The organism is Pseudomonas brassicacearum, from assembly GCF_003732225.1.
Taxonomy (GTDB): domain Bacteria; phylum Pseudomonadota; class Gammaproteobacteria; order Pseudomonadales; family Pseudomonadaceae; genus Aquipseudomonas; species Aquipseudomonas brassicacearum_E.
The window spans coordinates 266,885-291,072 of record NZ_MOBJ01000034.1; the positions used below are offsets into that span (position 1 = coordinate 266,885).

General features: G+C 59.1%; 27 protein-coding genes. 16 read left to right on the forward strand and 11 right to left on the reverse strand.

What is annotated here, in order from left to right:
- Positions 1 to 80: 80 nt before the first annotated feature.
- Both BK659_RS25760 and BK659_RS25765 read left to right on the forward strand, forming a co-directional pair.
- The gene (locus BK659_RS25760; RefSeq protein WP_123428307.1) at positions 81 to 1,304 is read left to right on the forward strand and encodes a colicin E3/pyocin S6 family cytotoxin; all 1,224 of its coding nucleotides are present in this window, start codon (positions 81 to 83) and stop codon (positions 1,302 to 1,304) included.
- A 7-nt stretch (positions 1,305 to 1,311) separates the two neighbouring features.
- On the forward strand, positions 1,312 to 1,566 hold the full coding sequence (locus tag BK659_RS25765) for a colicin E3-like toxin immunity protein (protein WP_123428309.1): 255 nt from the start codon (positions 1,312 to 1,314) through the stop codon (positions 1,564 to 1,566).
- A 91-nt stretch (positions 1,567 to 1,657) separates the two neighbouring features.
- Here the strand turns inward: BK659_RS25765 and BK659_RS25770 are convergent, their stop codons facing one another.
- Complete coding sequence (locus tag BK659_RS25770) at positions 1,658 to 2,122, reverse strand: outer membrane lipoprotein (RefSeq protein ID WP_123428311.1); 465 nt, start codon at positions 2,120 to 2,122, stop codon at positions 1,658 to 1,660.
- Between the two features lie 168 nt (positions 2,123 to 2,290).
- On the opposite strand from BK659_RS25770, the gene BK659_RS25775 reads away from it, so the two are divergent.
- Positions 2,291 to 2,527: a hypothetical protein gene (locus BK659_RS25775; protein ID WP_123428313.1), complete on the forward strand. Its 237-nt coding sequence runs from the start codon at positions 2,291 to 2,293 to the stop codon at positions 2,525 to 2,527.
- Positions 2,528 to 2,532: 5 nt separating this feature from the next.
- Here the strand turns inward: BK659_RS25775 and pdxH are convergent, their stop codons facing one another.
- From pdxH to dinG, 5 genes are all read right to left on the reverse strand, one after another.
- Positions 2,533 to 3,180 carry a pyridoxamine 5'-phosphate oxidase gene (pdxH, locus tag BK659_RS25780; RefSeq protein ID WP_123428315.1) on the reverse strand — a complete coding sequence of 216 codons (648 nt, stop codon included), beginning with the start codon at positions 3,178 to 3,180 and terminating at the stop codon, positions 2,533 to 2,535.
- A 40-nt stretch (positions 3,181 to 3,220) separates the two neighbouring features.
- On the reverse strand, positions 3,221 to 4,267 hold the full coding sequence (locus BK659_RS25785; RefSeq protein ID WP_123428317.1) for an OmpA family protein: 1,047 nt from the start codon (positions 4,265 to 4,267) through the stop codon (positions 3,221 to 3,223).
- Between the two features lie 145 nt (positions 4,268 to 4,412).
- Positions 4,413 to 5,558 (reverse strand): serine hydrolase domain-containing protein, encoded by a 1,146-nt coding sequence (locus tag BK659_RS25790; RefSeq protein WP_123428319.1) that lies wholly within the window; start codon positions 5,556 to 5,558, stop codon positions 4,413 to 4,415.
- A gap of 138 nt (positions 5,559 to 5,696) precedes the next feature.
- Entirely contained in the window at positions 5,697 to 8,069 is a 2,373-nt protein-coding gene (locus BK659_RS25795) for a beta-galactosidase (RefSeq protein ID WP_123428321.1), read from the reverse strand.
- Positions 8,070 to 8,163: 94 nt separating this feature from the next.
- Entirely contained in the window at positions 8,164 to 10,308 is a 2,145-nt protein-coding gene (gene dinG / locus BK659_RS25800) for an ATP-dependent DNA helicase DinG (protein ID WP_123428322.1), read from the reverse strand.
- A 99-nt stretch (positions 10,309 to 10,407) separates the two neighbouring features.
- Between dinG and BK659_RS25805 the strand changes: the two genes are divergently transcribed.
- Positions 10,408 to 10,872: a CopD family protein gene (locus BK659_RS25805; protein ID WP_123428324.1), complete on the forward strand. Its 465-nt coding sequence runs from the start codon at positions 10,408 to 10,410 to the stop codon at positions 10,870 to 10,872.
- Between the two features lie 168 nt (positions 10,873 to 11,040).
- On the opposite strand, the gene BK659_RS25810 is transcribed toward BK659_RS25805, so the two are convergent.
- A complete protein-coding gene (locus BK659_RS25810) occupies positions 11,041 to 11,799 on the reverse strand; it encodes a collagen-like protein (protein ID WP_123428326.1) in 759 nt (252 codons plus the stop codon).
- Positions 11,792 to 12,070 (reverse strand): DUF1145 domain-containing protein, encoded by a 279-nt coding sequence (locus BK659_RS25815; RefSeq protein WP_123428328.1) that lies wholly within the window; start codon positions 12,068 to 12,070, stop codon positions 11,792 to 11,794. The genes BK659_RS25810 and BK659_RS25815 overlap by 8 nt, the downstream gene beginning before the upstream one ends.
- A 251-nt stretch (positions 12,071 to 12,321) precedes the next feature.
- On the opposite strand from BK659_RS25815, the gene BK659_RS25820 reads away from it, so the two are divergent.
- The 4 genes from BK659_RS25820 (at position 12,322) to BK659_RS25835 (ending at position 14,120) form a co-directional block, all read left to right on the forward strand.
- Complete coding sequence (locus BK659_RS25820; RefSeq protein ID WP_123428330.1) at positions 12,322 to 12,819, forward strand: DUF6231 family protein; 498 nt, start codon at positions 12,322 to 12,324, stop codon at positions 12,817 to 12,819.
- A 4-nt stretch (positions 12,820 to 12,823) separates the two neighbouring features.
- Positions 12,824 to 13,300 (forward strand): YchJ family protein, encoded by a 477-nt coding sequence (locus BK659_RS25825; RefSeq protein ID WP_123428332.1) that lies wholly within the window; start codon positions 12,824 to 12,826, stop codon positions 13,298 to 13,300.
- Between the two features lie 119 nt (positions 13,301 to 13,419).
- Positions 13,420 to 13,905, forward strand: coding sequence for an LEA/WHy family protein (locus BK659_RS25830; RefSeq protein WP_123428334.1), 486 nt, complete (start codon positions 13,420 to 13,422; stop codon positions 13,903 to 13,905).
- A 5-nt stretch (positions 13,906 to 13,910) separates the two neighbouring features.
- Entirely contained in the window at positions 13,911 to 14,120 is a 210-nt protein-coding gene (locus BK659_RS25835; protein WP_007906737.1) for an SEC-C metal-binding domain-containing protein, read from the forward strand.
- 116 nt (positions 14,121 to 14,236) lie between these two features.
- Here BK659_RS25835 and BK659_RS25840 read toward each other — a convergent pair whose 3' ends face one another.
- The gene (locus BK659_RS25840) at positions 14,237 to 14,794 is read right to left on the reverse strand and encodes a cysteine hydrolase family protein (RefSeq protein WP_123428335.1); all 558 of its coding nucleotides are present in this window, start codon (positions 14,792 to 14,794) and stop codon (positions 14,237 to 14,239) included.
- Positions 14,795 to 15,199: 405 nt separating this feature from the next.
- Between BK659_RS25840 and BK659_RS25850 the strand changes: the two genes are divergently transcribed.
- The 6 genes from BK659_RS25850 (at position 15,200) to BK659_RS25875 (ending at position 22,088) form a co-directional block, all read left to right on the forward strand.
- A complete protein-coding gene (locus BK659_RS25850) occupies positions 15,200 to 17,650 on the forward strand; it encodes a penicillin acylase family protein (RefSeq protein ID WP_123428339.1) in 2,451 nt (816 codons plus the stop codon).
- 240 nt (positions 17,651 to 17,890) lie between these two features.
- Positions 17,891 to 18,670, forward strand: a complete 780-nt coding sequence (locus BK659_RS25855; RefSeq protein ID WP_019692155.1) for a transporter substrate-binding domain-containing protein — start codon at positions 17,891 to 17,893, stop codon at positions 18,668 to 18,670.
- Between the two features lie 58 nt (positions 18,671 to 18,728).
- Positions 18,729 to 19,457, forward strand: coding sequence for an ABC transporter permease (locus tag BK659_RS25860; protein ID WP_123428341.1), 729 nt, complete (start codon positions 18,729 to 18,731; stop codon positions 19,455 to 19,457).
- Positions 19,454 to 20,164, forward strand: a complete 711-nt coding sequence (locus BK659_RS25865; protein ID WP_019692153.1) for an ABC transporter permease — start codon at positions 19,454 to 19,456, stop codon at positions 20,162 to 20,164. The genes BK659_RS25860 and BK659_RS25865 overlap by 4 nt, the downstream gene beginning before the upstream one ends.
- A gap of 27 nt (positions 20,165 to 20,191) precedes the next feature.
- Complete coding sequence (locus BK659_RS25870) at positions 20,192 to 21,310, forward strand: succinylglutamate desuccinylase/aspartoacylase family protein (protein ID WP_123428343.1); 1,119 nt, start codon at positions 20,192 to 20,194, stop codon at positions 21,308 to 21,310.
- Positions 21,311 to 21,323: 13 nt separating this feature from the next.
- The gene (locus BK659_RS25875; protein ID WP_123428345.1) at positions 21,324 to 22,088 is read left to right on the forward strand and encodes an ABC transporter ATP-binding protein; all 765 of its coding nucleotides are present in this window, start codon (positions 21,324 to 21,326) and stop codon (positions 22,086 to 22,088) included.
- Positions 22,089 to 22,211: 123 nt separating this feature from the next.
- Here the strand turns inward: BK659_RS25875 and BK659_RS25880 are convergent, their stop codons facing one another.
- Positions 22,212 to 22,430 (reverse strand): hypothetical protein, encoded by a 219-nt coding sequence (locus BK659_RS25880; RefSeq protein ID WP_071551564.1) that lies wholly within the window; start codon positions 22,428 to 22,430, stop codon positions 22,212 to 22,214.
- A 107-nt stretch (positions 22,431 to 22,537) separates the two neighbouring features.
- Positions 22,538 to 23,104: a dCTP deaminase gene (gene dcd, locus BK659_RS25885; RefSeq protein WP_123428347.1), complete on the reverse strand. Its 567-nt coding sequence runs from the start codon at positions 23,102 to 23,104 to the stop codon at positions 22,538 to 22,540.
- Positions 23,105 to 23,457: 353 nt separating this feature from the next.
- On the opposite strand from dcd, the gene BK659_RS25890 reads away from it, so the two are divergent.
- Positions 23,458 to 23,667: a cold-shock protein gene (locus BK659_RS25890; RefSeq protein WP_014336857.1), complete on the forward strand. Its 210-nt coding sequence runs from the start codon at positions 23,458 to 23,460 to the stop codon at positions 23,665 to 23,667.
- Positions 23,668 to 23,863: 196 nt separating this feature from the next.
- A complete protein-coding gene (locus tag BK659_RS25895; RefSeq protein WP_259740077.1) occupies positions 23,864 to 24,178 on the forward strand; it encodes an MGMT family protein in 315 nt (104 codons plus the stop codon).
- Positions 24,179 to 24,188: the final 10 nt, after the last annotated feature.

Consider the following 24,188-nt stretch of genomic DNA (forward strand, 5'->3'; position numbering starts at 1 on the left):
GCCACGATTAGCCACGTTCGATAACGTCGCGCAGCCCCTCTCACGGGGCTGCCGATGGACGAACCGAACAAGGATAATCAGTGGCTGGCAACAAGGACATTCCCAAGGTTCGCAACCCACCGTCAGGCGATGGACACCACGTCACCGAACGGTATATGACGGCCACCGAGCTGGCAGAGCGTGATGCACGACAAAAATCCTACGACGACATGCTCGCAAGGCAAGCAGCCTTCGAACGGGGTCGTCAAGACTCTGTAAAAAAACTCAATTCGGTCCGCGCAGGATGCGTCTTCGCCAAGTCCTGCAAGCTACCGAATGCCATCATCGACTACTCGAATCCTTCGGGAATGGTGCCCACCGACAGCCTGAAAGACTACGGCGAGCTGATCCTTCTCGGCGCGCGCGAGGCGGATGAATCCGGCCGGGTACCCCTTCAGAAAATCAGTGGCGGCGCAATACCAGCCGGCATTGGCAGCCTGGCCCTTGGTGGCTCTGCTCTTGGTTCCGTATCGGTAGCGACTGGCGGTGTCGTTGCCGGCGCACTGGCCGGGTTAGTGGCGTTGGTCTGGCCATCAAACCTCGGTGACAGCTCGCTTTACACCGAAGATCAGTTACTCGGCCTCAAACAGGCCCGCACCCGGGTTCGTCTGCGCGTCGAGCAACAAACCGACGGCAGCCTCAAGGGTTACGGTTTTTACACCGGCAAGAACCGCGACTGGGAAATGGTCGATGTCGTGCAGTTCAAACTGCACGGCTCTCAGCAGGTCGCCGACCTGGGTGATGGTATAGAGCTGATCTGGACCCCGGCCATGGATCCCTCGGACATCCTTGGCATCCCGGCCCTGGAAGCCGCCCCCCGGGCACCGCACATCTGGGTCTACCCGCCAACACCCGCCGCCGACAGCATCATCGTCGACCCGGTATATCCGCCTGAGTACAAGGACTTCATTCTTGTGTTCCCGGCGGACTCGGGGGTGTTGCCGGTTTATATTGTGGTGAATGTAGCTGGAAGACGGATTCCCAACCCAGATCACGACTACCACTCTGCACCTGAAACTGAGGAGATCACTGGATTTTCTGGTTTGAAAGCAGCGAAGAAGAAAACCCCACGACAAGGAGGTGGCGGACTTCGAGAGCGTTGGATCGATAGCAAAGGTCGCACAATTTATGAGTGGGACTCACTGCACGGCGAGCTTGAAGCTTACCGTGCAAGTGATGGCAGCCACCTGGGTTCATTCGACCATTTAACTGGCGAGCAAATTGACCCACCCAAGAAAAACCGCAGCATTAAAAAGTACTTGTGAGGACTGCATGGGTCTGAAAATCAGGTTGGATTGGTATGACAAGAAAACAGAAATTGCAGAAGGCAAGGAATACTCTGCTGACCTGGGAGACGATGGTTCAATAATCGACACTCTAGGCTTGATGTCTGAAAATGAGATTTATGACGGCGGCTTTGATGTTGTCGCAGCTTGGATACCGAAGCTTCAACCTCTGTTCAATCATCACATTGATAGCTCTGTCTTTGACTACCAGATCGCATTTCGGTATCGACAAACATGGTGACTCATTAGATTTATTGATTGTTTCTTAGCGTCAAAAAACACAAAACCCCGACCAGTCACCTGATCGGGGTTTTGCTTTAGCCGTGTAAAACTTAGTGCGAAACGCGGCTGGTGCCACCGACGGTGGAAATGCGCACACGCTCGCCAACACGGAATACTTCGTTTGGCTGAACCTCTTGAACGTAGGCGCGCATGCTGCCGTCGTCTTCGCGAACGGTGATTTCCACGCCTTGGGTACGGGTCGCGCCTTCTTCGATGGCAGAACCCGCCAGACCGCCGGCCACTGCGCCGATCACGGCAGCGACGATGCTGCCTTTGCCACCACCCACGGAGCTACCGGCGACGCCGCCAACGACCGCACCGGCTGCGCCGCCGATCGGGGTTTTGGTGCCTTCGATTTTCACCGGACGCAGGGATTCGATGGTACCCATACGGATCGTCTGCACCCGACGTGCTTCGTCACGGGAGTAGGAGTCACCGGTCAGGCTCGATTGGCAACCAGTGAGCAACATCGCCATCGTAGAAAAAGAAGCAACCAGCAAAACAGACTTACGCATAGCATCAACTCCAAAGGACAGGTATTCATTAAACTCCGCAGCTTGACGCCTGTCACGGCACCGCCCGGATAAAATTGGTTTGATTCAGGTGCAGTACAGTCGCACTTGAGAACTCATCACACAGTAGCGCCAAATTACAGAACCTGCGCCACCGCCCCAAGGATTTCCATGGATTACTTTATCATTGTCGTCACTACCGTTGCCGGACTGTACTTCCATTGGTGGCTGTACGTGCGGATCAAACGCTGGATGGACCGTGATCTGGCGCTGGCACTTGCCGGCAATGATGAGCGGAAAAAGGCATTCATGCTGCAACAACTGGCCAGTGCCCGGCAGCAGAATATCAAACGCAGGGACCTGCCACAGTGGCTGGAGGCGGCTGCTGCCGCCTACCCCACTGTGTAACCGGTTTACGGCGCCAGGCGCTCGCGACTCCAGTCGGCGCCTTGCAGACGATAGTTCAGACGGTCATGCAAACGGCTCGCTCGACCTTGCCAGAACTCGATGCGTTCTGGCAGCAAACGATAGCCGCCCCAGTGTTCAGGGCAATGCGGCTGACTATCGCTAAAGCGCTGCTCGGTAGTCTTGAGCAACCCTTCCAGCTCGGCACGATCGGCAATCACCTGACTCTGCGGTGACGCCCAGGCCCCCAGGCGACTGCCCAAAGGCCGCACCTGGAAATAGGCATCGGATTCTTGCGGCGTGACCTTCACCACCCGTCCTTCAATGCGCACCTGGCGTTCCAGGGTCGGCCAGAAGAAGGTCATGGCAGCAAACGGATTTGCCGCCAGTTGCTGACCCTTGGCACTGTCGTAGTTGGTGAAGAAGGTAAACCCCTGCTCATCAAGCCCCTTGAGCAACAGGATCCGGCAATGCGGGCGACCGTCCGGATCAACAGTGGCCAGGGTCATGGCATTGGCCTCGACCGGAGGTTGTTCGGTTTTCACCGCTTCGGCGAACCACTGATGAAACAGTGCGAACGGCTCGCTCGGGGCGTGAGCCTCGGTCAAACCGTCGCGAGTGTAGTCACGACGCATATCGGCCAGAGCCCGGGTCATGGCGTTTTCCTTGTGCTTGATCAATCAGTTCCTGGCCTGATTACTGGCCGCTGGTGCTTTTTGCCGCTGTATCCGCTTTGTCTGCAGCAGGCTTTTTGGCCGGATGTTTTTTGGCTGGCGCTTTTTTCGCCGGAGCCTTTTTCGAGGCGGCGCCTTTCTTCTTCGAAGTCGCTTTTTTCTCGGTCGCGGCCGGTGCTGCCGGCTTCGCGGCCTGCGCTGCAACCACTTCCACCGGTGGTGGGGTCGGCTGGCTGTACTTGTTCAGCAATGCCAGCATGGTGGTGCGCGGGGTCAGCATGATTTCCACACGACGGTTCAAGGCACGGCCTTGGGCACTGTCGTTCGCGGCACGCGGCATCAAGTCACCCATACCACGCAACATCAGACGATCACGCTTCAAGCCACTGAGGCTGAAGATCGACGCAACGGAAGTCGCACGGTCCTTGCTCAGCTGCTGAGTCTCAGACGCTGTGCCCGTAGTGTCGCCGTGGCCGAGTACCAGGATGGAAGTCTGGGGGTCATTCTCAACCAGCTTGGCGATCTTGGTGAACTGACCCAAGGCCGACGGCAGCAACATGGCTGGACGTTTCGGGTTGAAAGCGTCATCCACTGGCACGACCACCACCAGCACGTTCTCGCGACGTTCCACTGTCGAGTGGCCGTCCTGGACCACAGCCCGCAAGCCTGGCTCGTGGCTGTCCAGCCAGGCCTGGGTGATTTTCGGATCAGGCATTGGCACGTCTTTGATATCGGCCTTGGTTATGGCCTTTGGCTGGTCGCCAAACGGCCACCACCATTTGCTTTCACTATCAGCTTTGGCGGCTGCGGCAGCCGAGGAGCCTGGAACTGCTGCCGGGGTAGCTGGCGCAGCAGCACTTGCGGTCGATTTGGCCTTGGCGGCGGCAGCGGCTTCAGCCGCCTTGGCATCCGGTTTAACGTCCGGTTTGGTGGCGTCTTTGCTCGCCACCTTGTCCGAACCGGAACCGAATGACCACCAGTGGCCACCGTCGGCATCATTTTGTGGGGTCTGTGCGCAACCGGTAATGCTGAGACACAGTGCCAAGGCTAGAGATTTGTTCGGTGACATGGGGGGATATCCACAAAATGAGATAGAAAGCTGTGGGTCACTACGACCCGTATAAAACAGACGCTATGAAACTATAGAAGCCACAGGGTTCCGTCCTGCGACCATTGGGCAAGTTTTTTTCGAAAAAATGCCTTACAGCCACCCTTTACAGACAAGCGGCCAAAACCCGCACAAGCTTCTGCGCACGCGGGTCCATCAACACGTATGGCCCAAGGGTATTGGTCACAAAACCGAAGGCCACATCGTGTTCCGGGTCAGCGAAACCGATGGAGCCGCCAGCACCCGGATGACCAAACGCTCGAGGGCCGAGGCCAAAGGTCGCGTTGGGTACGTCCGGTTGATCGAGCATGCAACCCAGACCGAAACGGGTCCGGGTCAGTAAAGTCTTGTCTTCGCCCAGGCTGTGCTCGCGAGTCAGTTCCTGGAGCATCTCGCTTTCAAGCAGGCTGCCATCGAGCAGGCCACTGTAAAACCCGGCCAGGCTGCGAGCATTACCGTGGCCATTCGCCGCCGGCTGTTGCATTCGACGCCATTCCGGCTTGTTAGTGCTGGTCATGATCGACGGCGGGTTGGTAAAAGCCCGAGTGGTCATGGCCGTCGGTTCACGCAGGGTTACTTGCAGCAAGCGCTGCGCCGCTGCATCGCCGACATTGCCCTTGCCGCGCGCAATGTGTGCCACGCGATGAAACTCTTCATCCGCCAGGCCGACATGGAAATCCAGCCCCAGCGGCCGTGCAACACGTGCCACGATCGACTCGCCCGGACCACGGCCATCGGCGCGACGCAGCAACTCCCCGACCAGCCAGCCATAGGTGATCGCCGCATAACCATGGCCTTCGCCCGGCGTCCACCAAGGGGCTTCAGCGGCTAGCGCGTCAACCATGGTTTGCCAGTTGTAGAGGGCCTCTGGTGGCAGCAACTCGCGCAAGGCCGGCAGACCGGCCTGATGGCAGAGCAACTGGCGCAAGGTGACCGCGTCCTTGCCGGCAGCGGCGAACTCCGGCCAGTACCTGGCGACCGGTGCGTCGAGCTGCAACTTGCCTTCGGCGACCAGTTGCAGAGCGGTGACGGCAGTAAACGTCTTGGTGCAGGAGAACAGGTTGGCGATAGTATCGCTGTGCCAGGCCTCGCAACCGTCCTTGTCGGCGGTACCGCCCCAGAGGTCGACAACGGTTTCGCCACCGATTTGAATGCACAATGCCGCGCCGCGTTCCTGGGGATCGTCGAAGAGCGCAGCGAAGGCTTCGCGCACGGCTTCGAATTTAAGCTCGTAATGACCCTGAATCAGCACCCGTAACTCTCCAGAAAAACGTTTCGACACAATGACCTGCATTGTTCCAGCCCTTGAGGGATTTGGGAACAGGGGCGGGCTCGGCGGTTGCTGTAATCGTTGATCGGTCAACGATCAAAAGATCGGAGGCTGCGGGCTTTAGTGGCCATTGGCGGAATGTCCGCCCGCACCTGCACCCTTGCTGTCGTGGCCTTTTTTCCCTCCAGCGTCGTCATGACTGGCACTGTCGGCTTTATCCGCTGCAGCCTTGGCCTTCTCGGCTGCTTTGCCGAGCTGATCGACGGCCTCCAAGTTGGCCTTGCGCACACTCTCGACAAAGCCCTGGAACGGCAGATCGGTGATTCCGACCAGACCGAAATGACCGTTTTCACCGTCCAGCAGACGGCCGGTTGCCGGTTGATCGAGGTACTGGAACCAATGCACGCCGACAATCGACGGCTCACTCACCGCTTGCTTGACGAAATTGGCGTAGGCCGGCCCACGGTCCTCTTCCTTCGCCAGTTCCGTCACACCGCCCCAGAACGGGCCGCGATCACGCGAGCCGAAGTTGAATTCGGTGATCAGCACCGGCTTGTCCAACGCCTGTAGCTTGGCGAAGTCATAACCGTCCTGAGGTTTGAGCGTGTACAGATTGAAGCTCAGGACATCGCAATACTGCGCGCAGGACTCAACAGCCTCAGGGGTGCTGATGGCAAACCGACCACCCAGCAGCAGGTGGTTGGGCGCGTGCCATTTCAGCGAATCGGCAATGGTCTTGAAGTAGGTATCGGCGAAGACTTTCTGGAAATATTTGAAATCGGCTTCGATCTCCGGGTGCTCAGGACTTGGCAGCGGCGGCACGAAGCCCGGGTCCTCCATCAACTCCCAGGCTGGCAGATCAATGCCCCAGGCTTTCGACAGCCCTTCCTGGTTACGGTACTTGTCGCGCAATTGCTTGAGGAACGCCCGTTTGGCCGGCACGTCGGTGGTCATTTTCAAAGTGCCGTACGCCAACGCATAACGGGCCTTCGGGTCATCGCCGGGACCGGCCCAGGCCAGTTCGTTATCGGCGAAGTAACCGATCAGCCATGGGTCGTCGCGGTGGTCGCGTGCAGCAATGGCCACGGCACGTTCGGTGGCCATGGCGAAGCGCGGGTCGAACGGATCGGGCATGCCGCCCCACCAGTCGGTGCCGGTGCTGATGCTCGCGTAATCGCCGACGATGGACAGCGGCAAGGTGTAGGGCACACGGTCATTCAGGCCCAATGCCGGGGCGCTCCAGTCGCCGATGGTATTGAAACCCCAGGCTTGCAGGCGGTCGAGGGTATGGCTGGTCCAGCGTTTTTCGTCGAACTTATGGGGAGAGCACGGCGTTGTGGCGCTGTCAGCGTTGGCTTCATCAGCCTTGTTTTCACTCACAACCGCACACGGCTGGCTATAAGTGCGCTGCAGGTTGGCACCATAGAAGTCATACCAGCGACCGGCATTGAACCCACGCCCCTGATCGGCACCATTGCCACTTCGGTTGTTACCTTCACCGTAATTACTGGCTAACGGCTCGTCGTTTTTTGGCAACGACTCGAACATGGCTTCGCGCCCGGCGACGTAGGTCTGGCTGGTATCGGCCGTGACCGTATTGACCCCCAGGGAATAGAACGGGTGGCCCTCTGGAGTCACCAGATACCAGCGACCGTCACGCTTTTCAGTGCGGAAGAAGCCACTGGCCTTGAAGGCCGGACCTTTACTCCAACCACCGAACTTGTCCAAAGACGAACGCTCGCGCTCGGCCAGCCAGGTTTTCAGTTGCTGTTGTTCTTTATTCGCAGCGGCTTTGAGCTGCTCGTCGCTGGCGACTTTTTCTGGCCATTTCGCACGAGTGGACTGACCATAAGCGTCCACTAACGAGCCGTAGACGGCTTTGAATACCGCCTCGCCGTCCTGCACGCCAAAGCGCTCAAGCATGATGCTCTGGGCGACTTTTGGCTGATCCATCGACAACGTGACCGACACCACCTGGCTGCGATCCAGTTCACCCACGCTGCTGGCCAGCAATACGCGCTGGCCTTCGACGGTCATCGGCATCGGCGGCCCGGCTTTCATGCCCTGGCTCAGCGGCGAACTCGGTATCAGCGGCACCAGCAAGGTTTGCGCAGGGCCGGCCGGCAGATCAATACGGCTGACCAGGGTCTTGCCGTCGTTGCTCTGGATTTTCACGTAGAGCGTCACCGCCCAGTTCATCGCGCTCTGGATCCGCAAGCTCATGACACTGGACTGCGACCAGTCCCAGGCGCCGGTTTGCGGGGTCAGGCGCAGATTCGGTTGCGCCGCCGGATTAAAGGTCACCCGACGCAGCACTTCACCCTCAGCTGTTTGCTCTGCATTGGATTGCGGCAGGCTGGCGTCCTGGGTCGCCACCTGGACCACATCGGCGGGGCGGACAAAGTTGAACAACGTCTGTTGTCCGGCCGGAGCCGCCAGCAGTGGCGCAGCGAACATCAAGGCAAAAACAGCGGGTAACGAACGGCGAATCATATGAACCAGGTTCTCCCTAACGACCAGTGAACGGCCTGTGTGGAATCGGTGACGGGGGATAGACAACGAAGTGGGCGATTTCGCCCACCGTGTCTCAAGATATTTCGCGGCGAAACGGCGGCAGCGCATTGAGGATCGCTTTGCCGTAGCGTTGCGTGACCAGACGCCGGTCAAGCAAGGTGATAGTGCCGCGGTCTTCTTCGGTGCGCAGCAGGCGCCCGCAGGCCTGAACCAGCTTGAGCGAGGCGTCCGGCACAGAGATTTCCATGAACGGATTGCCGCCCCGGGCTTCGATCCATTCCGCCAGCGCGGCTTCGACCGGATCGTCCGGGACCGAGAACGGGATCTTGGCGATCACCACGTGCTCGCAGTAAGCACCCGGCAAGTCGACCCCCTCGGCGAAACTCGCCAGACCGAACAGCACGCTGGAGTCACCGCCATCAACGCGCGCCTTGTGCTTGTTCAGGGTTTCCTGTTTCGACAGGTTGCCTTGAATGAACACTTGCTTGCGCCAGTCACGGTCCAGGCCATCGAACACGTCCTGCATCTGTTTACGCGAAGAGAACAGCACCAGCGTACCGCGCGAGCCTTCGACCAGTTCCGGCAGATCACGAATGATTGCTGCGGTATGAGCCGGTGCGTCCCGCGGATCGGCGCGCAGGTCCGGAACCCGTAGCACGCCGGCGTCGGCATGGTGGAACGGGCTTGGCACCACCGCTGTCACGGCTTTTTTCGGCAGACCGGCGCGCATGCGGAAACGGTCGAAAGTGCCGAGTGCGGTCAAGGTGGCCGAAGTCACCAGCGCACCGTATGCCACATTCCACAGGTTACGTCGGAGCATTTCCGCCGCGAGGATCGGGCTGGCGTTAACCTCGATGTCGAACAGCGAACCGCTTTCGGCCAGGGTCAGCCAGCGCGCCATCGGCGGGTTGTCTTCCGGGTCCTCGGCGGTGAATGCAGTCCACAGCTCCCAGTTGCCTTGAGAACGGGACAGCAGGCTGCCAAACAGCGGGTACCATTCTTCGGCCTGATTGCTGGCGATGCCAATGTTGACCTCGCCATCCATGCCTTCCTTGAGCAGCTCGGTGAGCCGGGTAAAGACATCGGTCAGGCGTGAAAAGCCTTTCTTCAGCTCGATACCCATCTCGCGCATATGCTCGGGAATCACCCCGCCGACGAAGCGATGACGCGGCCGCTCACGACCTTCGACGTCTTCGCCGGGCTTGAAATCGGCAACCTGTTCACAGGCGGTAAACATGAACTGCTGCTGGGTCTTGATCTCCCGGGCCAGCTCCGGCACTTGCTCGATCAACTTGCCCAGATCGCCGGGCAGCGGGTGCTGGGCCAGCAACTTGGTGAGGTTCTTGGCCGTCGCTTCCAGCCAGTCGGCGGTGGAACGCAGGCGCGTGTAATGGGCGAAGTGGCCGATCGCCTTGTCTGGCAGGTGATGGCCTTCGTCGAACACGTAAATCGTATCGCGCGGATCGGGCAGGACGGCGCCGCCGCCCAATGCCAGGTCGGCCAGGACCATGTCGTGGTTGGTGACGATCACGTCGACCTTGCCCATGCCTTCGCGGGCCTTGTAGAAGGCGCACTGACCGAAGTTGGGGCAATGACGGTTGGTGCACTGGCTGTGATCAGTGGTCAGGCGTGCCCAGTCCGCATCTTCAAGAGCGGTGGACCAACTGTCGCGGTCGCCGTCCCACTTATTGCCGGCAAGCTTTTCGATCATGCTGGTAAAAAGCTTCTGGCTGGCCTCATCGACCTCGATCTTGAAGCCTTCTTCTTCGAATAGCTGCGCGGTAGCGGTTTGCGCGTGGCCTTCCTGCAACAGCATGTCGAGCTTGGACAGGCACATGTAGCGGCCACGGCCCTTGGCCAGCGCGAAGCTGAAATTCAGCCCGCTGTTGCGCATCAGGTCCGGCAGGTCCTTGTAGACAATCTGTTCTTGCAGGGCGACGGTCGCGGTGGCAATCACCAGGCGTTTGCCGGCGGCCTTGGCGGTCGGAATCGCCGCCAGGCTGTAGGCCACGGTTTTCCCGGTACCGGTGCCGGCTTCCACCGCGACAATCGCGGGGTCGCCACTGCGCCGGCCTTCGTCGTCGGTGTCGATGTCACCGAGGACCTTGGCAATTTCGGCGATCATCAGGCGTTGGCCGTAGCGCGGCTTGAGGCTCTTGGCTTCGAGAAAACGCGAGTAGGCGCCCTGGATCGTGGTTTTGAGTTCGGTGCTGATCATGGATTGTCGGGCGCAAAAAACGCTGGATAAATTTTCAGTGGTTCGGTTCGGCCGCTATCATACCCCGCTAATTAATCCCGCGCAGAACGGAGTACCCCGATGACACCTTTCGCCCTCATTTATACCCTGCATGTGCTGGCCGCCCTGATCTGGGTCGGCGGCATGTTTTTCGCCTGGATGGTCCTGCGCCCCGCCGCGATGAAGGCACTTGAGGGGCCTGCGCGACTGAAGCTGTGGGTAGAAGTGTTTCAAGGTTTTTTTGTCTGGGTCTGGATCGCCGTGGTGATCTTGCCGATCAGTGGCGTCGGGCTGATTCATCTGCGCTTCAGCGGTTTTGAAACCGCGCCGCGTTATGTGCAGATCATGATGGGGTTGTATCTGGTGATGACCGCGCTGTTTATCCGCATTCAGGCGTTGAAACTGCCGGAGTTGCGTAACGCCGTACTGGCCGAGGATTGGCCGACGGGTGCGGCGACCCTGGGCAAGATTCGGCGCTTGGTAGGGATCAATCTGTTGCTGGGGTTGTTGCTGGTGGCAGTGGCTTCGGCTCGGCCGATGTTCTAGAGGTTTCCTCCGTAGCAGCTGGCGAAGCCTGCGTTCGGCTGCGAAGCGGCCGTAAATCCTGCCTCCACGGTTAACCTGAAAAAACGTGGTGCCTGATTTTACGACTGCTGCGCAGCCGAACGCAGGCTTCGCCAGCTGCTACGGATCGTGCTGCCCCCTCGCCAGTGCTTACAACCGCTGCAGCGTCACCGCACCTGCCGCTCCGGCAGGGCCTGGCTGGCCTTGCACACCCGGCCGGCCACTCTTGCCGCCGTCGGTACGGTAGACGAAGCAACCTTTGGCCTTGCCGCCCGCACCCGGTTTGCCACCGGCACCGGCCACTCCTCCGGCACCACCGTCGACCAGCACCTTGATCTGCTGCGCCGGGTAATCACGCGGCAATTCCACACGCACCTGCGCGCCCGGTGCCCCGGCATGACCATCACCGCCGTTGTCGCCATCAGCACCCTGTCCGGCCTGGCCCCATGTACAGCCTGGTTCCTCGCCGTTGCCCCCATCGAGCCCGACGTAACCCGGTGCACCAGCACCGCCGCGTGCATCCACTGACAACTCGGGAGCGTTCAGCGAAGCAATCCGCAAATTCAGGCTGCGCCCGGCGCCGGCGGCCTTGAGATAGGTGCCCGGCGCACCTCGCGAGGTGATCTGACTGCCACTGGAAAGCTGCGCACAGTTGATCTTCAGTTGCAGGCTTTGTTCACTCGGGACGATGGCGATCCGCGCCTCGCGCCCCAGACGCAACTCGCCAACGTTCAATTCGGTCACATTGGAGGGGATCAGCAGCGTGCCATAGTCGGCTACTTCCAGGCGCTCCAGTTGCAAGGTACTGGCGGTATTGGGCAAACGCAGCAGCGAGTTGGTTTCGACCGTAACCACTTGGGCCATCGCCAAGGGGCTGATCAAGACCGTCAGCAGGCAGAGCTTACGCATGACGAACCTCCGCAGCCGAAGGGGTCGCAATGGTTTGCAAATGGAAGATACCGACGACGAGAATCTGCAAGCGATCACGCCACGGATGAGCACGCGCGCTGAGGTTGCGGTGATAGAGCACCAGTTCCACAAGATGGGTCATCAGCAACAGGCTACCGGCCAGATTGACCATTAGATGAAACGGACTGATCAACGGGCTGATCAGATTGACCAGCACCACCAGCCAGAACAACAGGGTCAATCCCTTCCCCAAGCCCCAAAGCACCTTCATGTACGCCCCCGCAGATCATTGTTCTTTGCGCGCACAGTACCGACTTCTGCAAGGAATAAGCCAGAGGCCAGCGAAAATTCTTCTGAACGGGCGGTTTAGAGCGTCGCAACTGTCGATCAGCGGCCCATAACCCGTTCGACCCGACGGCTTTTCGCCGCGTATTTACGGCAGATCCCGCCATTACCTGCAGCAGCCCCTAGGCCCGGACGTTCGGGCAGGCTAGTCTTCGCCTATCTGATTGAGGATCTTCGATGACCGCAGGTATTTCTTCGCGCACGCCCCAGCAAGCCCTCGCCGCCTTGCTCGACCGTTATGCGCCACAACGTTTGTTGCTGATCGGCGCCAGCGACTTCCCGGCGCTGGAAGCCTTCAAGCTCGCGCACCCGGATGCCTGCGTCGCTCAGGTCGCACCCGGTCCGCTGCCAGCCGAGTTCGCGGCCCAGCGCTTTGACCTGGCACTGGCGCTCGATTGCCTTGAGCATCTGCCCAAACGCGATGGCCTGAACCTGCTCGGCGGGATTCGCAACCTCAACGCCAGCCGCATTGCCGTGCTCGCAGATCTGAAAGCCTGTGGCTGGCAAGAAACCGACTTCTTTTCCCTGGCACTGCAATCCAGCGAACGCTTCCAGCGCGACGAACAGGTCCTGACACTGTTTACCTACGATCTGCTTGACTACAAACAAGTACCCGACTGGCTCAATTCACGGTTCTGGGCCAATCCGGAAAATTTCGGAAAATACTGGTGGTAACACGATGAGTACGTCCATTTGCCCGTGCGGCAGCGGCACCCCGCTGGATGCCTGCTGCGGCCACTACCACGCCGGCCACCCGGCGCCGTGCGCCGAAGCCTTGATGCGTTCGCGCTACAGCGCCTATGTGCTGGGCCTGATCGACTATCTGGTGGCTACCACCCTGCCCGCCCAACAGGCAGGCCTGGATCGCCAGTCGATCAGCGACTGGAGCGCGCAAAGCACCTGGCTCGGCCTTGAAGTGGAAAGTTCCGAGGTGTTCGGCGGCCAGCCCGAACATGCGTTCGTCACCTTCACCGCACGCTGGCACGACAGCACCGGCGAGCATGGCCACCGCGAACGTTCATCCTTTGTGCAAAACACCGGGCGCTGGTACTTCATCGACCCGACCGTGCAGCTCAAGGTCGGGCGCAATGATGCATGCCCCTGTGCCAGCGGGCAGAAATTCAAGAAATGCTGCGCGAGTTATTTCACTGCTTGAGGTGAGTTCTAAAAGATCGCAGCCTTCGGCAGCTCCTACAGGGGAATGCATCCGTCGCAGGAGCTGCCGCAGGCTGCGATCTTTTGCGGCTAAACTGGGGTTCAAGGAGAAATACCACCATGACCCATCAGCGGCGCGCCCTACAAACCCTCACCCTGTTCATCGCCCTGAGCCTCGGCGGCTGCGCATCCTGGTTCGCTGACGAGACCCTCGACCCGCAAGTCCATCTGCTCAAAGTCGAAGTGGTGCGCGCCAAACTCCTTGAGCAGAAATTCATGCTGTATTTTCGCGTCGACAACCCCAACGACTCCGACCTGACGGTTCGCGGCCTGGTGTACCGGATTCATTTGAGCGAGTTCCTGCTGGCCGAAGGCGAGTCCAGCAATTGGTTCACCGTCGATCCGAAAAGCAGCAGCTATTTTCAGGTGCCGATTCGTACCAACCTCTGGCAGCACCTGCGCGACGTGGTGAAAATGCTGAAGAAACCCGACCAGCCAATCCCCTATCGCCTGGAAGGAGAGTTGAAAACCGGATTATTGTTCGGCAATGACGTGCACCAGGCACGTTATGGCGAGATAATTCCCGGCGATTTTATTCCGGAGTAACCTCGATGACCCAGCAACCCCATGTCCATGGCCCTGACTGCAATCACGATCATGACCATCACGACCACCATGATCACGACCATGGCCATGTCCACGGCCCGAACTGCGGCCACGCTCACCAGGAGCCGGTACGCAATGCGCTGAAAGACGTTGGCCGCAACGACCCTTGCCCATGCGGCAATGGCAAGAAATTCAAGAAGTGCCACGGCGCTTGATGCGTTAGCCAAACGTGCGCTTTGTAGGAGCATGGCTTGCCAGCGATGAACGATGACGCGCAATGCCTCAGATACCGAGGTGCCCCTATCGCGGGCAAGCCTTGCTCCTACAGGGTTTAATCAGCCATCAGAATCTCGGCAGTGCGAACCACCGTCGCATATTCCCCGTGCAGATTGCCCAGCGACATGGCATGCACCTCCTGCGCCGAATGCATCTTGCCGAAGAAGTCGACCTTGTCGAAGGTGTAGCAGGCGTCTTCCGCCACCCAGGTTTCAAACCCCAGATTGCCCGCCGTACGCGCTGTGGACTCGACCGAGTTGTGGGTCGCCACGCCGACAATGATCAGTTGCTCGATCCCCGCCTCACGCAAACTCGCCGCAAGCATCGTCCCACTGAACGCATCAGGGACCTGTTTCTGAATCACCTGCTCGCCCGATAGCGGCTCGAACCGCACCTGAAACTCGACACCCGACTGCTGCGGCCAGAACACCGACTCTGGCGAGCGGGACAAATGCTGCACATGAATCACTGGCCGCGCCATGCGCCGCCATTCGCTTAGCAACTGTGCCATGTGCTCTTCAGCGTCTGGGTTGTTGCGCGGTCCCAGTTTGGGGTGGTGAATGCCTTTTTGCTGATCGATAAGGATAAGCGCTGCGTTTGCCTGAAGTTCCATGGCGAGTTTTCTCTTGCACGAGTCATTGATTTTTCCACACTTGAGCATCACCGCTTTCGATAGGCAAGTCATCGTGATCGCCAATCCCCAGAAAACAGCACAGTTACCTGTAGCGAGGGGGCATGCCCCAATGCCGGTCAGTTAAGGCACAAATCTGTGGGAGCGAGCCTGCTCGCGATAGCGGTGGGTCAGTCAACATTGATGTTGAATGTGATGCCGTCATCGCGAGCAGGCTCGCTCCCACATGGATTGCGCTTAACTGACAGCCCCCTCGCCACAGGTACAGCGTCATTTTCTGTGATTTATCGGACAAACCTTGAAATAAGATTGGCACCCGCTTGCGCGGCCTTCTCCTGCTCTCTAACGTAGCGCCTTTATCGGTACGACCCCCGCAGGAGCTTTGCCATGGCCTCGCCAGCCCTTACATCTTTTCTTCCCCGGTTCGGCGTTGCCGCAGCAGTGGCCAGTGTGCTCAGCCTCACCGGTTGCCAGACCTGGAATACCCAGGACAGCCTGCCACCTACCTCCGGTGTGCAACCGCTCAAAGGGCTGGCGCAGAATGTGTCAGTGCGCCGCAATGCCATGGGCATGCCGCTGATCGAGAGCAACACCTTCCACGACGCGCTGTTCACCCTCGGTTACGTACACGCCAGTGATCGCATCAGCCAGATGGTCACCCTGCGCCTGCTGGCCCAGGGTCGCCTGTCGGAAATGTCCGGCGCAGAAATGCTCGACGCTGACCGCTACATGCGCGCAGTCAACCTGAAGAAAAGCGCCGACGAGCTCTACAAAGCGTCCTCACCCCGCCTGCAACGCTTCTTCGAAGTCTATGCACGCGGAGTCAACGCCTACCTGTTCCGTTATCGCGACAAGCTGCCGTCAGACCTGGCCGCCACTGGCTACAAGCCGGAATACTGGAAACCGGAAGATTCGGCGCTGATGTTCTGCCTGCTGAACTTCAGCCAGTCGGCCAACCTGCCGCAAGAAATCGCCTCGCTGGTGCTGGCGCAAACCGTCAGCACTGACAAACTCGCGTGGCTGTCGCCGTCCTATCCGGATGAAAAGCTGCCACTGGCCGAAGCTGAAAAGCTTAAAGGCGTGAAGCTCAACGGTACGATTCCGGGCCTGACCGAACTCAGCAAAGCCGGCGACCAGTTGTCCGCGCTGAATCTGCTCGGCGCCACGGCGTCGAACAACTGGGCGATTGCCCCGCAGCGCAGCCGTAGCGGCAAAAGCTTGCTGGCCAGCGACAGCCAATTCCCGATTGGCGTGCCGTCGCTGTGGAGCTACGTACAAATTCGTGCGCCTAAGTACCAGGCTGCCGGAGTTTCCATTGCCGGTATTCCGATGGTCCTTGGCGGATTCAACGGCAAGGTGGCCTGGAGCATGACCGCGGTCATGGGCGATAACCAAGACCTGTTCCTCGAAAAGCTCAAGCGTCAGGGCAATGGCCTTGCCTACGAAGTCGCAGGCAAATGGCAACCGGCGATGGTTCGCAACGAAACCTACTTCGTCAAAGGTCAGCGGCCGATTCGCGAAGTCGTGTACGAAACCCGCCATGGCCCACTGCTCAACAGTGCCCAAGGCAGTGCACTGGGCAATGGTTTCGGTCTGGCATTGCAGATGCCGAGTTTAACGGACGACAAGAGCCTGGACGCCTTCTTCGACCTGTCCCGGGCACAAAGTGTTGAAAAAGCCTCGGACGCCAGCCGTGAGATCCGCGCCATTGCCTTGAACATGGTATTCGCCGACGCCAGCCACATCGGCTGGCAAGTCACCGGGCGTTTCCCGAACCGCCGCGAAGGTGAAGGTTTGCTGCCATCGCCCGGCTGGGAAGGTCGTTACGACTGGGACGGCTATGCCGACCCGATGCTTCACCCTTACGACCAGGACCCGGCCCAGGGCTGGGTCGGTACTGCCAACCAGCGGGTCATCCCCCACGGTTACGGCATGCAGCTGTCCAATTCCTGGGCCGCACCTGAGCGCGGCGAGCGTATCGCCGAGCTGGCGGGTGCCGGCAAGCACGACAGCCGCAGCATGATTGCCATGCAGTACGACCAGACCACGCTGTTCGCCGCCAAACTGAAAAAGATGTTTGAAGCACCGGGTATGTCCCAGCCACTCAAACAGGCAATCAACGCGTTGCCAGCCGCTGAAGCCGGCAAAGCGCGCGAGGCGTTCGACCGCTTGATGGCGTTCGACGGCAAACTCGGCCCGACCTCGACCGATGCCGCGATTTACGAGTTGTTCCTGCAAGAGAGCATGAAGCAGATCTTCCTCGACGAACTCGGCCCGGAATCCAGCCCGACGTGGAAGGCCTTCGTCGCCAACGGAAAATTGTCCTACTCGGCCCAGGCCGACCATTTGCTGGGTCGCGAAGACAGCCCGTTCTGGGATGACATCCGCACGCCGCAGAAAGAAGACAAACCGGCGATTCTCGCCCGCAGCCTGGCCGCGGCCATCACGGCCGGCGAGAGCCAGATGGGCGCCGACCACAAAGCCTGGCAGTGGGGCAAATTGCACCACTACGAATGGAAAAACACCCGTGGCCAGACCGTGCGCGGTGCCATATCTGCCGGAGGTGACCACACCACGTTGAACGCTGCCGCCTACACCTGGGGTCAGGATTTCAACGTGACACTGGTGCCGGCGATGCGCTTCATTGTCGACTTTGGTCAGGCCGAACCGCTGATGGGCCAGAACGGCACCGGTCAATCCGGCAACCCGGCCAGCCCGAACTATATAGACAGCATCGACCCGTGGCTCAAAGGCCAATACATGAGCTTGCCGATGCAACCGCAGAACTTCGACAAGGCGTATGGCAAAACGCGGCTGACGCTGGTGCCGGGCAAGTAATGCGATGGGATCTGTGGCAAGGGAACTTGCTTCCTTGCCACAGATCGCTCTACTTTGGTGCGGCAAATTGTTCACGCCCGTTTTCGGGCACGATTCCTCTCCAGACGTGTCTTGAATCATCTTTTAAAACGCTTGTTCGGGACTCTGGTTCGGAAATTGCTACTTTCATAAGGTCTTACGCTTTCCAGTAACAATAATTCCGCGCCACAAGCGCTCAAATTGGTTCTTAGGGATTGAATAATGAAAAAAGCATTGCTGACCCTTTCTGCACTGGCGTTGTGCATGGCCGCTGGTTCCGCACTGGCCAAGGAATACAAAGAACTGCGTTTTGGTGTTGACCCTTCCTACGCTCCGTTCGAGTCCAAAGCAGCCGACGGCAGCCTGGTGGGCTTCGACATCGATCTGGGCAACGCGATCTGCGCCGAGCTGAAGGTCAAGTGCAAATGGGTCGAAAGCGATTTCGACGGCATGATTCCGGGCCTCAAGGCCAATAAATTCGACGGTGTGATCTCTTCCATGACCGTCACCGAAGCCCGCGAAAAAGTCATCGACTTCTCCAGCGAGCTGTTCTCCGGCCCTACCGCACTGGTCTACAAGAAAGGCTCCGGCGTTTCTGACGTAGCCTCGCTCAAGGGTAAAAAGGTCGGCTACGAGCAAGGCACCATCCAGGAAGCCTACGCCAAGGCCGTGCTGGACAAGGCTGGCGTGACCACTCAGGCCTACGCCAACCAGGACCAGGTCTACGCCGACCTGACTTCCGGTCGTCTGGATGCCTCGATCCAGGACATGCTGCAAGCCGAACTGGGCTTTTTGAAGTCGCCACAAGGCGCTGCTTACGAAGTCAGCAAGCCGGTCAACGATCCTTTGCTGCCAGCCAAAACGGCTGTCGGTATCTCGAAAGGTAACAAAGAGCTCAAAGCCCTTCTCGATAAAGGTATCAAAGCGTTACACGATGATGGCACCTACGCGACCATTCAAAAGAAACACTTTGGTGATCTGAATCTGTACAGCGGCAAATAATGCCCGGCGCCCATCCTCGTGATGGGCGCTTTTTTCACGTTATCAGGTCGCAGATTTTATGTTCGAAGAGCTGTTACAAAACCTGGGGCTTTCTGCCTTCAGCTTGAAGGGCTTTGGCCCGCTGCTGATGCAAGGCACTTGGATGACCATCAAATTATCGGTGTTGTCGCTGCTGGTGGCCGTGCTGCTCGGCCTGCTCGGCGCCACTGCCAAACTCTCCAGCGTCAAACTGCTGCGGGTTCCGGCCCAGGTCTACACCACACTGATTCGCGGCGTACCGGACCTGGTGTTGATGCTGCTGATTTTCTACAGCCTGCAAACCTGGCTGACCTCCCTGACCGACTTGATGGAATGGGAATACATCGAAATCAACCCGTTCAGCGCCGGGGTCATCACCCTGGGCTTCATTTATGGCGCGTACTTCACTGAAACCTTTCGCGGCGCGATCCTTGCCGTGCCCCGGGGTCAAGTCGAAGCCGCCACTGCCTACGGCCTCAAACGCGGCCAGCGGTTCCGCTTCGTGGTGTTCCCGCAAATGATGCGTTTCGCCCTGCCGGGCATCGGTAACAACTGGATGGTGATGCTCAAGGCCACCGCGCTGGTGTCGATCATCGGCCTCGCCGATCTGGTCAAAGCCGCTCAGGACGCCGGTAAAAGCTCCTATCAACTGTTCTATTTCCTGGTGCTGGCGGCGTTGATCTACCTGCTGATCACCAGCGCGTCGAATTATGTCCTGCGCAGGCTTGAACGCCGTTATGCCGCCGGTGCCCGGGAGGCCGTACGATGATCGAACTACTGCAGGACTACTGGAGACCGTTCCTTTACACCGACGGTTACCACATCACCGGTCTGGCCATGACCATGTGGCTGCTCAGCGCCTCGATCTTCATCGGCTTCCTGGTGTCTATTCCGCTGTCCATTGCCCGGGTTTCATCCAAACTTTATGTGCGCTGGCCGGTGCAGTTCTACACCTACCTGTTTCGCGGCACGCCGCTGTATATCCAACTGTTGATTTGCTACACCGGGATCTACAGCCTGGCCGCGGTCCGTGCGCAACCGGTGCTCGATGCGTTCTTTCGCGATGCGATGAACTGCACCATCCTCGCGTTTGCCTTGAACACCTGCGCCTACACCACGGAGATTTTCGCCGGGGCGATTCGCAGCATGGCCCACGGCGAAGTCGAAGCCGCGAAGGCCTACGGTCTGACGGGCTGGAAGCTGTATGCCTACGTGATCATGCCGTCGGCCCTGCGTCGCTCGTTGCCCTACTACAGCAACGAAGTGATCCTGATGCTGCATTCGACCACCGTGGCCTTCACCGCCACCGTCCCGGACATTTTGAAAGTCGCTCGCGACGCCAACTCGGCGACCTTCCTGACCTTCCAGTCGTTCGGCATTGCCGCGCTGATTTACCTGACCGTCACCTTTGCGCTGGTCGGCCTGTTCCGACTCGCCGAACGCCGATGGCTGGCGTTCCTTGGGCCGACTCACTAGCTCTCCAGCTTCAGGACACAAAAGCAAATGCGCCACCAGATCCATGACCTGCTAGCCCCGCTGCCGGGCACTGCACGACAAATCCACAGTTTCCACTTCGGCCCAACCCAGGCCAAAGGCAAGATCTACATCCAGTCTTCGCTGCACGCCGACGAAATGCCCGGCATGCTGGTGGCCTGGCACCTCAAGCTGCGTCTGGCGGAACTCGAAGCCGCCGGCCGTCTGCGCAGCGAGATCGTGCTGGTGCCGGTGGCCAACCCGATTGGCCTCGAACAGGTAGTGATGGACGTGCCACTGGGCCGCTACGAGCTGGAAAGCGGACAGAACTTCAACCGCTGGTTCGTGGACCTCGGTGAAGAGATCGGCAACGAGATCGAAGGGCAACTGAACGACGACCCGCAGCACAACCTTGAGCTGATCCGCAGCAGCCTGCGCAATGCGCTGGCTCGGCAAACCGCCAGCACTCAACTGCAATCCCAGCGCTTGACCTTGCAAGCACTGGCCTGCGATGCCGACATGGTGCTGGACCTGCATTGTGATTTCGAAGCCGTCGCGCACCTGTACACCACGCCCGAGGCCTGGCCACAGGTCGAGCCACTGGCACGCTATATCGGTGCAGAAGCCAGCCTGCTGGCCACCGACTCCGGCGGTCATTCGTTCGACGAATGTTTCACCCTGGTCTGGTGGCAAATGCAGGAGCGCTTCGGTGAGCACTTCGACATTCCGCTGGGCAGCTTCTCGGTGACCGTCGAATTGCGTGGTCAAGGCGACGTCAATCATCCACTGGCCAGCCTCGACTGCCAGGCGTTGATCGACTATCTGATTCATTTTGGTGCCATCGAAGGTGAAGCCGCGCCCTTGCCCGAACTGCCCTACCCTGCCACTCCGCTGGCCGCGGTAGAGCCGGTTGCAACCCCGGTCGGCGGTTTGCTGGTGTACCGCGTGCTACCCGGCGAGTATCTGGAGGCGGGACAGCTGATCGCCGAAATCATCGACCCGATCGGCGACCGTGTGACCCCGGTTCATTGCGCCAACGCCGGCCTGCTCTATGCCCGCTCGACCCGCCGGATGGCCACCGCCGGCATGGTGATCGCCCATGTTGCAGGCCTCGAAGCCTATCGCACCGGCTACCTACTTTCGCCTTGAGGATGCATGCCCCATGTACAAACTGACCATCGAAGGCCTGCATAAATGCTACGGCACCCATGAAGTGCTCAAGGGTGTTTCGCTCAAGGCCAAGACCGGTGACGTGATCAGCCTGATCGGCGCCAGTGGCTCGGGCAAAAGTACCTTTTTGCGCTGCATCAACTTTCTCGAACAACCCAACGACGGCGCCATGAGCCTGGACGGTCAAGCGATCCGTATGATCAAGGATCACCACGGCATGCGGGTGGCCGACGAATCCGAGTTGCAACGGATCCGCACCCGACTGGCGATGGTGTTCCAGCACTTCAACCTGTGGAGCCACATGACGGTGCTGGAAAACATCACCATGGCCCCGCGCCGGGTGCTGGGTGTCAGCAAGAAGGACGCAGAAGATCGCGCCCGGCGTTATCTGGACAAAGTTGGCCTCGCGGCCCGTGTGGCGGATCAGTACCCGGCATTTCTGTCAGGCGGTCAGCAACAGCGTGTCGCCATTGCCCGCGCATTGGCAATGGAGCCGGAAGTCATGCTGTTCGACGAACCGACCTCGGCGCTGGACCCGGAACTGGTGGGCGAAGTGCTCAAGGTGATCCAGGGGCTGGCCGAAGAAGGCCGAACCATGATCATGGTGACCCATGAAATGAGCTTTGCCCGCAAGGTATCCAATCAGGTGCTGTTCCTGCATCAGGGACTGGTGGAGGAAGAAGGAGCACCCGAAGACGTGCTCGGCAACCCGAAAAGCGAACGGCTGAAGCAATTCCTCAGCGGCAATCTCAAGTAACACCGGCCCAGCTCTGTGTAGGAGCTGGCGAAGCCTGCGATCTTTTGGCGGTGCCGGGAATACCGAACATCAAGATCAAAAGATCGCAGCCTGCGGCAGCTCCTACAGGAAAATCGCTTTTCGTCAGGCAACCGGCGCGGGAGGCGGCTTATCCGGCAAGGTCGGTTCGCCAGGCTCGCCAGGTTCGGTCGGTTGTTCGTTCGGGGTATCGGGGTCGGGTTGACCTGGGATTCCGCCAGCCAGCGTGACAGGCGGATGGGCCAGCAATGACCAGGCCAGCAGGCCCACTTGATTGGGCTCAAGCCTTGCCAGTTCGGCACTTATTCGCGGATCGATCTTCATGAAGCACTCCTGAGCGATGGCCCGATGCGCCTTGCGCGCATCGGAGCAGTACACCCCATAGAGTGTACGCCCGCTCAGGAATTCCAACGGTTTGTCAGACGGCTGACTCAGGCGCGCGGCAGGGTCACGCCACGCTGGCCCTGGTATTTGCCGCCACGGTCCTTGTAAGACACTTCACATTCTTCGTCAGATTCGAAGAACAGCATTTGTGCTACGCCTTCGTTGGCGTAGATCTTCGCCGGCAACGTGGTGGTGTTCGAGAATTCCAGGGTCACGTGACCTTCCCACTCCGGTTCCAGCGGCGTGACGTTAACGATGATGCCGCAGCGAGCGTAGGTGCTCTTGCCCAGGCAGATCGTCAGCACGTTGCGCGGAATACGGAAGAATTCGACGGTACGGGCCAGCGCGAAAGAGTTTGGCGGGATGATGCACACATCGCTTTTGACGTCGACGAAGCTCTTCTCGTCGAAGTTTTTCGGATCGACAGTTGCCGAATTGATGTTGGTGAACACCTTGAATTCATCGGCGCAACGCACGTCATAGCCGTAGCTCGATACGCCGTAGGAAATCAGCCGGTCGGAGCCTTCGCCACGCATCTGGCGCTCTACGAAGGGCTCGATCATGCCGTGCTCTTGCGCCATGCGGCGAATCCACTTGTCCGATTTGATGCTCATGGCGGGTGTCCTGAATAGCGAGGTGGAAAAATTCTGTCCGGCATCTTACCGGGGCGCGCCGCCGGTTCAAAGTCCGGGGTACAATTCTCGCCGATCCCCCACGACTACCGGGCCTTCGCGGCAATACAGCGCACCGTCAGTCATGAAAACAGAGAAACCTTCGCAAAGACCATTGGCACGTTCAGGAAAAAGGGTTAAGGTGGCGTCACTGTGCTGCTTGTGTCACTGAGAATCTCTACACGATATGTTGAATTTCGATCCAACCATCTACAAGAATTTTTCCTGCTCTTTGCACTCAGTCTCGGCCAGGGTTCTTCCTGAGTCGCAGTTATCTTTGTTCAAGGAGTTACACCATGTCTAATCGCCAAACCGGTACCGTTAAGTGGTTCAACGATGAAAAAGGCTTCGGCTTCATCACTCCACAATCCGGTGACGACCTGTTCGTTCACTTCAAAGCTATCCAATCCGACGGCTTCAAAAGCCTGAAAGAAGGCCAACAGGTTTCTTTCGTCGCTACCCGCGGTCAGAAAGGCATGCAAGCTGAAGAAGTTCAAGTTATCTAACTTGTCCTGATTTAGTAAAAAGCCCCGCCCTCAAAAGCGGGGCTTTTTTGTGCCCGAGTGTTTTTACCGGACCACACCAAATTTGGCGAGATTCTCATTCGCCCACTGAAGATTTACTCTAGAGAAAGCCTCAACACCCTCATCAGGAAGCGGCAACGTGACTGACCCCAACAGCGAAACCGAAACCCCGGCACAGATGCGCCGAACCACGCTTTATTTGACCCTGGCTCAGGTCCCGGAAGGCAAAGTGGTGAGTTACGGTCAGCTCGCCGAACTGGCAGGCCTGGGGCGGGCCGCGCGCTGGGTGGGCCGCACACTGAGTCAGTTGCCCGGCGATACCAAACTGCCCTGGCACCGCGTATTGGGTGCCGGCGGTCGCCTCAGTTTGCCAGTGGGCAGCCCTTCAGGCGATGAACAGCGGGCACGCTTGCGCATGGAAGGTGTCAGTATCCTGAACAATCGTGTTGATATTCAGCGTCATGGCTGGCGTCCGGTAGAGCACAGCGGTTAGAGTGCGCGCT